Source organism: Stenotrophomonas sp. HMWF023 (genome assembly GCF_003060985.1).
Classification (GTDB): domain Bacteria; phylum Pseudomonadota; class Gammaproteobacteria; order Xanthomonadales; family Xanthomonadaceae; genus Stenotrophomonas; species Stenotrophomonas lactitubi.
This window is the reverse complement of record NZ_QAIJ01000090.1, coordinates 1-8,634: the sequence shown is the minus strand read 5'-3', so window position 1 is coordinate 8,634 and position 8,634 is coordinate 1. Positions and strand designations below refer to the sequence as shown.

Here is an 8,634-nt window from a genome sequence, read left to right as displayed (position 1 = left end):
GTCTACCAGTTTCATTGTTTCGATGCCTGCGATGGGCGCGGCATGCACGCCGCCACCTTGATGTAGTGCCGGCCGCTGGCCGACAACCGGGCGATGCCCGTTTTACCATTGATTCCAACGAAAAGCCCCGCCGAAGCGGGGCTCTTCATGCAGCGAGCTCTTCATCCAGCACGGCCATGCCGAGGCATGGGCGCCGGACGCAGCCTTATCAGGCTTCGACCGAGACGACGCTGACGGTGCGACGCTTCTTCGGGCCCTTCACGGTGAACTCCACCTTGCCGTCCGTCAGGGCGAACAGGGTGTGGTCACGACCGAGGCCGACGCCGGAACCCGGGTGGAACTGGGTGCCGCGCTGACGCACGATGATGTTGCCGGCTTCGATGGCCTGGCCGCCGAAGATCTTGACGCCGAGGTACTTCGGGTTGGAGTCGCGACCGTTGCGCGAAGAGCCTACGCCTTTTTTATGTGCCATGACCTATCTCCTTACTTGCTGCCACCGGCAATGCCGGTGATCTCGATTTCGGTGTAGTACTGACGGTGACCCTGGCGCTTCATGTGGTGCTTACGGCGACGGAACTTGATGATCCGGACCTTGTCGGCACGACCCTGGGACAGGACGGTGGCAGTGACCGCAGCGCCGCTCAGGGCGTCGCCGATCTTGATGCCATCGCTGTCGCCAAGCAGCAGGATGTTGTCGAACTTGATCTCGCTGCCGACTTCGACTTCGAGCTTTTCAATGCGGAGCTTTTCGCCCTGCGCCACGCGGTATTGCTTACCGCCGGTGACCAGTACTGCGTACATGACCAGACTTCCTCTGTAGTTATTGTGGTCTATGGACTGTCGCCATCGAGGGCGGACAGGAGCGGAATTGTACGCAGCCCACCGGGGGCGGGTCAAGTCAACCCCCTGAACGGCACTGTAGGCCGGGCCGGAACGGGGTCAGATCCCTTTTCACCACGTAAAAAGGGATCTGACCCCTGCCTGTCGACCGGTCTCACGAGGTGAGACACCGGGCTGGCATTGTCGCCCATTGCCCCCATCTGGTCACCTCGGTAGGCTGACCGATTGCCGCCCTTTCGCTGGCCCGGCGGCCCAGCCACGCCCCCACAACCGGATTCCCCATGGCGATGGATTTCATCCGCATCCGCGGCGCGCGGACGCACAACCTCAAGAACATCGACCTCGACCTGCCTCGCGACAAACTGATCGTGATCACCGGCCTGTCCGGTTCGGGCAAGTCGTCGCTGGCGTTCGACACCATCTATGCCGAGGGCCAGCGGCGTTACGTCGAGTCCCTGTCGGCGTATGCGCGGCAGTTCCTGAGCGTGATGGAAAAGCCGGATCTGGACCATATCGAAGGCCTGTCTCCGGCAATCTCGATCGAGCAGAAGTCGACCTCGCACAACCCGCGTTCGACGGTCGGCACGATCACCGAGATCTACGACTACCTGCGCCTGCTGTACGCACGTGTCGGCACCCCGCGCTGCCCCGACCACGGCTATCCGCTGGAAGCGCAGACGGTCAGCCAGATGGTCGACCACATGCTGACGCTGGACCCGGAACAGCGCTACATGCTGCTGGCGCCAGTGATCCGCGACCGCAAGGGCGAGCACGCGCAGGTGTTCGACCAGCTGCGCGCGCAGGGTTTCGTGCGTGTGCGCGTCGATGGCGAACTGTACGAAATCGATGCGGTGCCGCCGCTGGCGCTGCGCCAGAAGCACACCATCGAAGCGGTGATCGATCGCTTCCGCCCGCGCGAGGACATCAAGCAGCGACTGGCCGAGAGCTTCGAAACCGCGTTGAAACTCGGTGATGGCATGGCGTCGGTGCAGTCGCTGGACGACGCCGGCGCGACCCCTACCCTGTTCTCGTCCAAGTATTCCTGCCCGGTCTGCGACTACTCGCTGCCCGAACTGGAACCGCGCCTGTTCTCGTTCAACGCACCGATGGGTGCCTGCCCCGGCTGCGACGGGCTGGGCATGGCCGAATTCTTCGACCCCTCGCGCGTGGTGGTGCATCCCGAGCTTTCCCTGGCCGCCGGTGCGGTGCGCGGCTGGGATCGCCGCAATGCCTATTACTTCCAGCTGATCGCCTCGCTGGCCAAGCACTACAAGTTCGACACCGACGCGGCGTGGAACTCGCTGCCGGCAAAGGTGCAGCAGGCCGTGCTGTACGGCAGTGGCGAGGAAGCGATCACCTTCACCTATTTCACCGAGGCCGGTGGCCGCACCCAGCGCAAGCATCGTTTCGAAGGCATCATTCCCAACCTCGAACGCCGCTACAAGGAAACCGAATCGGCGGCGGTGCAGGAAGAGCTCGGCAAGTACATCAGCGAGCATGCCTGCCCCGAATGCAACGGCGCACGCCTGAACAAGGCAGCGCGCAACGTGTTCGTGGCCGACCGCCCGCTGCCGGAACTGGTGGTGCTGCCGATCGATGAAGCCCTGAAGTTCTTCAGCGAACTGAGCCTGCCGGGCTGGCGCGGCGAGATCGCCGCGAAGATCGTCAAGGAAATCGGTGAACGCCTCGGCTTCCTGGTCGACGTCGGCCTGGATTACCTGACCCTGGAGCGCAAGGCCGACACCCTGTCCGGTGGCGAAGCGCAGCGCATCCGCCTGGCCAGCCAGATCGGTGCCGGCCTAGTGGGCGTGATGTACGTGCTCGATGAGCCGTCCATCGGCCTGCACCAGCGCGACAACGAACGCCTGCTGGGCACCCTCACCCGCCTGCGCGACCTCGGCAACACGGTGATCGTGGTCGAGCATGACGAAGATGCGATCCGCTTGGCCGACTACGTGCTGGACATCGGTCCGGGCGCGGGCGTGCATGGCGGCGAGATCGTCGGCCAGGGCAGCCTGCAGGACCTCCTCGATTCACCGCGCTCGCTGACCGGCCAATACCTGTCGGGCAAGCGCGCGATCAAGATCCCGGCGCGCCGGCACAAGCCGGACCCGAAGATGACGCTGCATCTGCGTGGCGCCACCGGCAACAACCTGAAAGGCGTGGACCTGGCCATCCCGGCAGGGCTGCTGACCTGCGTGACCGGCGTGTCCGGCTCGGGCAAGTCGACCCTGATCAACGACACCCTGTTCTCGCTGGCTGCCAACGAGATCAACGGCGCCTCGCACCCGATCGCGCCGTACAAGGAGATCGATGGCCTGGACCTGTTCGACAAGGTGGTGGACATCGACCAGTCGCCGATCGGCCGCACCCCGCGCTCGAACCCGGCCACCTATACCGGCCTGTTTACGCCGCTGCGCGAACTGTTCGCACAGGTGCCCGAATCGCGTGCGCGCGGCTATTCGCCGGGGCGCTTCAGTTTCAACGTGCGTGGTGGCCGCTGCGAGGCCTGCCAGGGCGATGGCCTGATCAAGGTCGAGATGCACTTCCTGCCGGACGTGTACGTGCCCTGCGACGTCTGCCATGGCAAGCGCTACAACCGCGAAACGCTGGAGATCCTGTACAAGGGCTTCAACATCAACGACGTGCTGGAAATGACCGTCGAAGATGCGTTGAAGCTGTTCGAGCCGGTGCCGTCCATCGCCCGCAAGCTGGAAACCCTGGTCGATGTCGGCCTGAGCTACATCAAACTGGGCCAGAGCGCGACCACGCTGTCAGGCGGTGAAGCACAGCGCGTGAAGCTGTCCAAGGAACTGTCGCGCCGCGATACCGGCCGCACCCTGTACATCCTCGACGAGCCGACCACCGGCCTGCATTTCCACGACATCGAAGCGCTGCTCGGCGTGCTGCACAAGCTGCGCGACGAGGGCAACACGGTGGTGGTGATCGAGCACAACCTGGACGTCATCAAGACCGCGGACTGGATCGTCGACCTGGGTCCGGAAGGCGGTCATCGCGGCGGCACCATCCTGGTGACCGGCACGCCGGAAGACGTGGCTGCATGCCCGGATTCGTATACCGGCCAGTTCCTCGCACGGATGCTGCCGTCCACCAGCGCGCGACCGGACCAGCCCGCCGCCGTGGCCAACAAGCCCGATGCGCGCCCACCGCGCAAGGTGAAGCCTGAAAAGCCGGCGAAGAAGGCAGCGGCCGCCAAGAGCACCGGCAAGGCCAGCAAGACCGCCGCGGCCGGCGGCACCAAGAAGAAAAAGGACGCCTGATGAGCAGCGAACACAAGATCCTGGCCCGCATTCCGATCAGCGTGCGCTGGCGTGACATGGACAGCATGGGCCACGTCAACAACGCCAAGTACATCTCCTACCTGGAAGAGGCGCGCGTGCGCTGGATGCTGGGCGTGGAAGGCGTGTCGATGACCGACCGCATCGCACCGGTGGTGGCTGCCACCAACGTAAACTACCGGTTGCCGATCGTGTGGCCCAACGACATCCTGGTCGAGTTGTTCGTCGAGCGTCTGGGCAACAGCAGCGTGACCATCGGTCATCGCATCGTCGACCAGCAGGATGAGTCGAGGCTGTATTCGGACGGCAATGTGGTGGTGGTGTGGATGGACACGCAGACCGGCAAGAGTGCGCCACTGCCGGACACGATCCGCAACGCTTCCAGCTGAGCAGCCCCATCACTGCACCCGAAAAGGCCGCCCCCATGGGCGGCCTTTTCGTTGCTGGAACCAGATCGCTCAGCCCGCTGGCTCGCCGCCGAATTTCAGTTCATTGCCAACCTGTGCGATTGCATGGATCGCGGGCAACAACCGTGCGCCCAGCCGGGTGAGTTCGTACTCAATGGAAGGAGGCGAGGTATCCCTTTCATGACGTGTGACCAGACCTTTCTGCTGCATGTCCCGAAGGCGCGCGGTCAGCGTCTTGGCCGTCACCGGCGCCAGGTCCACACGCAGCTCGCCGAATCGTCGCGGCCCCGCACTCAATGACCAGATGATCTCCGCCGTCCATGTGCCGGCAAGCAACGCCATGCACTTGCTCAACGGACACACGCTGTCCGGATCTACTGCCCGGTTCTTCCGCACCTTGAGCCCCACGATCTTCCGCTCCTTCGACGGGTATCCATATGGAAACCCGATTCTCGCGTCATGTCGCAGCAAAGCGCTCCGACCACCGTTTCCCCGCAGCATACTTCCGGGCACTCCCCCCACGATGAAACCACGATGAAGCTCTACTACACGCCGGGCACCTGCTCGCTTGCCGCCCACATCCTGCTGCGCGAACTGGGAATCCGCTTCGAGCTCGATCGCGTCGACCACTCGACCAAGCGCACAGAGCAGGGCGAAGACTTCCTGCAGATCAATCCCAAGGGCTATGTCGCCGCACTTCGGCTGGACAACGGCGAGGTACTCACCGAAGGCGCCGCGATCCTGCTTTACCTCGCCGATGTCGCCGGCGTGGAATTCTCGGTACCGACAAGTGCGATCGGTGCGGCGCGACTTCACGAATGGCTGATCTACATTGCTGCGGAACTGCATCCGACGTTCGGCCCCTTGTTCCACCCGGATTCGCCCGAGGCGCGGGAGAAAGCCCAGGACCGGCTGCATACCAAGCTCGACTACGTCGAAGCGATGCTGTCCGACAACCGCCGCTACCTGCTGGGCGGGTCCATTTCCATCGCCGATCTCTATCTGTTCGTGGTTGTCGGCTGGACGGCGCACCTGGGCATCGATACCACGCCATGGCCACACCTGCAGGCACTGCTGCTGCGGATTAGCGAGCGACCTGCCGCGAAAGAGGCGATGGCGTTCGAAGGACTCATCTGAATCGCGCCCCAGGCACTGCGCCTTCTCCGGGACGGTAGTGCGCGCGTGCGTGGCGGGCGTCCCGTATCCTTTGCTCTCCGCCTCTGCTGCGGTGGTTGCCGGCCAGCGGCCGGCACTACCGACACTCTTCAAAGGACTGACATGATCCACCAGACTGAACTGCGCGACCTGCTGCCCGGCATGGTCCCCTTCCCCGCCGACGTGTTCCCCGATGACCAGGCCTGGCTTGGACAGCACCTGCTGCCGCTGCTGAAGATCGACCTCGGCGTGCTGCGCCCGGAACTGGCCGGCAGCGTGGCCACGATGCTGTGCCCGATCGAGCCCTACGACGGCTGCATCGGCGAAACCACCGAAGACCACCACAACGCGTTCACCGGCACCAACTGGATCGCCTTTGCACTGACCGCCGACAACCGCATGCGTTTTCTCGGCGACGAGGGTTACTTCATCGGCGACCAGGTGCAGGACAAAGACGCGCTGGAGCACATCACGGAGATGCGTGAGAGCTACAGCAAGGCACACGCGTACTTCCAGCAGCATGGACGCCTGGCCAGCTATTCGCGGTATGGCGATGGTGAGCCTGGCGAGCAGGCCTACCTTGATGTGCTGGGCGGGCAGATCTCGACCGGCAACTGGATTGAAACCGCGGAGATTCCTGCCGCCTTCGCGCTGGAGTTCACCGAGGCGGCCGACGACCGCCATGCACCGGACGATGCCGAGTGCGCGATCATCACCCGCGATGGCAGGAAATTCTTCGCCGTGGCCGAAGTGGCCGGCTACAACTGGTGCGCCACTGGTGCCGATGCGATCGTGATGCTGTACGAGCCGGAAAGCCGCACGGTGCTGTTCTCGTACGACTGGTCGTAAGCCTCGCCGCGCTGCGCGCTCGCCGGGCATGGCCCGGCGCTACCGGTGTCGATTCGGCGGCGATGCCTGGGTAGCGCCGGGCCATGCCCGGCGGAACCGGTGTCGATTCGGCCGTGATGCCTGGGTAGCGCCGGGCCATGCCCGGCGGAACGGGTGCCGCGTTACGGCGCGGCCTTGCGCACGGTCAGCGTCGCACTCGCTTCACCACCGCCTTCCAGCTGCAGGCGCAGCGGCACCGCCTGCCCCTCCTTCAGCGCACCCTTGCCATCCATCAGCATCAGGTGCAGGCCGCCGGGCTTCAGCTCGGCACGCGCGCCCGGCGCCAGCGGCAGGCGTTCGATCGCACGCATCCGGCTGATGCCATCAACGATCGTGGTCTCGTGCAGCGACACATCACCGAAGCCGCTGCTGGTCGCACCGGTGATCGCCACTGTCTTGCCGCAGCCGTTATGGACGACGCCGTAGCCAGCGGTCATCGGCATCGCCGGATTCGGCGGCATCCGCGCCCAGCCCTGCTCCACCGTCACGCAGCTCTGTTCGGCCGCCGACGCCGATGCTGCAAACGCACACAGCACGAACAGTACGCCAACGCATGGTTTGGTTATCATCGCCCAGGTTCCTTCTTCGCAACGAGACCCGCAGCATGACGACGCTCATCGAGGTGATCAACCATGGCCCCATCCGCGAACTGCGGCTGGCGCGGCCGCCGGTCAATGCCCTGGACACCGAGCTGTGCCGGCAGTTGATCCATGCCATCGAACTGGCGATGGCCGAGGACGCGCACGGCATCGTGCTGTCCGGCAGCGAGCGTATCTTCACCGGCGGCATGGACGTGCCGCACCTGCTCTCGCATGGCGATGACAAGCACAAGCTGCTGGACACCTGGAACGCGTTCTTCGGCGCGGTACGCACGCTTGCCGAGAGCCGCATCCCGGTGGTTGCGGCGATCACCGGCCATGCACCGGCCGGCGGCTGCGTGCTGGCCCTGTGCTGCGACTACCGGGTAATGGCGCGCAGTGCCGATCCGGCGCGCCCGTACGCCATCGGCCTGAACGAGGTGCAGGTCGGCCTGATTGCACCGGAGGGCATCCAGCGCCTGTTGCGCCGTGCGGTGGGCGCACACCGCTCCAGCGTCCTGCTGGCCACCGGCGCACTGGTACCCGCCGAACAGGCCCTGCAGATCGGCCTGGTCGATGAACTGGTTGATGGCGAGCTGGTGGTGGCCCGCGCGGTGGCCTGGCTGCAGGACCTGCTGAAGCAGCCGCGGCAGCCGATGCTGCTGACCCGTGCCATCGCCCGCGCCGAACTGCACGACGCCCTGCACCCGGACCTGATCCAGCTCGACCGCTTCGTCGAGGCCTGGTTCGCCCCGGATGCGCAGAACGCGCTGCAGGCGCTGGTCGCCCGCCTCGGCAAGTAAACGGTAGTGCCGGCCGCTGGCCGGCAACCGCAGGCATCCCGGGAGGATCACGAGGCTGCCGGCCAGCGGCCGGCACTACCGCTGATGGGCTGGCCGGCACCGGTATAATCGAGCCCTCTTTCATCGCTGTGGCCGCCCCCTTGAACGACACGCCCGAACCCGTCGTCTCCGAGCTGATCGATCTGCTCACCCTGGAGCGGCTGGAGGACAACCTGTTCCGCGGCCAGAGCCGCGACATCGGCACCAAGTACGTGTTCGGCGGGCAGGTGCTGGGCCAGGCCCTGGCGGCCGCCCAGGCCACGGTCGACAACGGTCGCCATGTGCACTCGCTGCATGCCTACTTCCTGCGCGCCGGCAACATCGACCATCCGATCGTCTACGACGTCGACCGTACCCGCGACGGCGGCAGCTTCTCGGTGCGCCGGGTGACCGCGATCCAGCATGGCAAGGTGATCTTCTTCTGTGCCGCCTCGTTCCAGCAGGCCGAATCCGGTGCCGAGCACCAGCACAAGATGCCCGAAGTGCCGCAGCCGGAAGACATCGAACCGAACCGCCCGCTGCCGGCGGAGGTGCTTGAGCGCCTGCCGATCAAGGTGCAGCGCTGGCTGTCGCGCGGTGGTCCGTTCGAGTTCCGCCATGTGTATCCGCGCGATGAACTGAACCC

11 protein-coding genes are annotated in these 8,634 nt (G+C 65.1%); 6 read left to right on the top strand and 5 right to left on the bottom strand.

The genetic code is table 11. The features are described from left to right. Nucleotides 1-11: 11 nt before the first annotated feature. From DBR20_RS22055 to rplU, 3 genes are read right to left on the bottom strand one after another with little or no spacing between them, the layout of a single operon-like run. Nucleotides 12-149 carry a hypothetical protein gene (locus tag DBR20_RS22055; protein WP_157804331.1) on the bottom strand — a complete coding sequence of 46 codons (138 nt, stop codon included), beginning with the start codon at nt 147-149 and terminating at the stop codon, nt 12-14. A 59-nt stretch (nt 150-208) separates the two neighbouring features. Next, a complete protein-coding gene (gene rpmA / locus DBR20_RS04115; RefSeq protein WP_089239574.1) occupies nt 209-472 on the bottom strand; it encodes a 50S ribosomal protein L27 in 264 nt (87 codons plus the stop codon). A gap of 11 nt (nt 473-483) precedes the next feature. After that, nucleotides 484-801, bottom strand: coding sequence for a 50S ribosomal protein L21 (rplU, locus tag DBR20_RS04110; protein ID WP_004148331.1), 318 nt, complete (start codon nt 799-801; stop codon nt 484-486). A gap of 320 nt (nt 802-1,121) precedes the next feature. Here rplU and uvrA point away from each other — a divergent pair, with 320 nt between their 5' ends. Beyond that, nucleotides 1,122-4,121, top strand: a complete 3,000-nt coding sequence (uvrA, locus tag DBR20_RS04105; protein WP_108265285.1) for an excinuclease ABC subunit UvrA — start codon at nt 1,122-1,124, stop codon at nt 4,119-4,121. Next, the gene (locus tag DBR20_RS04100; protein WP_108265284.1) at nt 4,121-4,528 is read left to right on the top strand and encodes a thioesterase family protein; all 408 of its coding nucleotides are present in this window, start codon (nt 4,121-4,123) and stop codon (nt 4,526-4,528) included. The genes uvrA and DBR20_RS04100 overlap by 1 nt, the downstream gene beginning before the upstream one ends. 69 nt (nt 4,529-4,597) lie before the next feature. Here DBR20_RS04100 and DBR20_RS04095 read toward each other — a convergent pair whose 3' ends face one another. Then, nucleotides 4,598-4,954, bottom strand: a complete 357-nt coding sequence (locus DBR20_RS04095) for a helix-turn-helix domain-containing protein (protein WP_108265283.1) — start codon at nt 4,952-4,954, stop codon at nt 4,598-4,600. Nucleotides 4,955-5,080: 126 nt separating this feature from the next. On the opposite strand from DBR20_RS04095, the gene gstA reads away from it, so the two are divergent. Together gstA and DBR20_RS04085 are read left to right on the top strand one after the other, a co-directional pair. Then, nucleotides 5,081-5,683 carry a glutathione transferase GstA gene (gene gstA, locus DBR20_RS04090; protein ID WP_108265282.1) on the top strand — a complete coding sequence of 201 codons (603 nt, stop codon included), beginning with the start codon at nt 5,081-5,083 and terminating at the stop codon, nt 5,681-5,683. A 141-nt stretch (nt 5,684-5,824) separates the two neighbouring features. Then, the gene (locus DBR20_RS04085) at nt 5,825-6,550 is read left to right on the top strand and encodes an enolase (RefSeq protein ID WP_108265281.1); all 726 of its coding nucleotides are present in this window, start codon (nt 5,825-5,827) and stop codon (nt 6,548-6,550) included. 161 nt (nt 6,551-6,711) lie between these two features. Here the strand turns inward: DBR20_RS04085 and DBR20_RS04080 are convergent, their stop codons facing one another. After that, nucleotides 6,712-7,158: a copper chaperone PCu(A)C gene (locus tag DBR20_RS04080; RefSeq protein ID WP_108265280.1), complete on the bottom strand. Its 447-nt coding sequence runs from the start codon at nt 7,156-7,158 to the stop codon at nt 6,712-6,714. Nucleotides 7,159-7,193: 35 nt separating this feature from the next. Between DBR20_RS04080 and DBR20_RS04075 the strand changes: the two genes are divergently transcribed. Further along, nucleotides 7,194-7,970: an enoyl-CoA hydratase/isomerase family protein gene (locus DBR20_RS04075; RefSeq protein ID WP_099821022.1), complete on the top strand. Its 777-nt coding sequence runs from the start codon at nt 7,194-7,196 to the stop codon at nt 7,968-7,970. A gap of 128 nt (nt 7,971-8,098) precedes the next feature. Next, nucleotides 8,099-8,634: acyl-CoA thioesterase domain-containing protein (locus tag DBR20_RS04070; RefSeq protein WP_181393014.1), on the top strand; the 536-nt coding region annotated here is incomplete at its 3' end.

What these genes read in the sequence shown, in the direction of transcription:
- rpmA (WP_089239574.1), bottom strand. Translation starts at nt 472, where the DNA reads ATGGCACATAAAAAAGGCGTAGGCTCTTCGCGCAACGGTCGCGACTCC.
- DBR20_RS04075 (WP_099821022.1), top strand. Translation starts at nt 7,194, where the DNA reads ATGACGACGCTCATCGAGGTGATCAACCATGGCCCCATCCGCGAACTG.
- gstA (WP_108265282.1), top strand. Translation starts at nt 5,081, where the DNA reads ATGAAGCTCTACTACACGCCGGGCACCTGCTCGCTTGCCGCCCACATC.
- DBR20_RS22055 (WP_157804331.1), bottom strand. Translation starts at nt 149, where the DNA reads ATGAAGAGCCCCGCTTCGGCGGGGCTTTTCGTTGGAATCAATGGTAAA.
- DBR20_RS04100 (WP_108265284.1), top strand. Translation starts at nt 4,121, where the DNA reads ATGAGCAGCGAACACAAGATCCTGGCCCGCATTCCGATCAGCGTGCGC.
- uvrA (WP_108265285.1), top strand. Translation starts at nt 1,122, where the DNA reads ATGGCGATGGATTTCATCCGCATCCGCGGCGCGCGGACGCACAACCTC.
- rplU (WP_004148331.1), bottom strand. Translation starts at nt 801, where the DNA reads ATGTACGCAGTACTGGTCACCGGCGGTAAGCAATACCGCGTGGCGCAG.
- DBR20_RS04080 (WP_108265280.1), bottom strand. Translation starts at nt 7,158, where the DNA reads ATGATAACCAAACCATGCGTTGGCGTACTGTTCGTGCTGTGTGCGTTT.
- DBR20_RS04085 (WP_108265281.1), top strand. Translation starts at nt 5,825, where the DNA reads ATGATCCACCAGACTGAACTGCGCGACCTGCTGCCCGGCATGGTCCCC.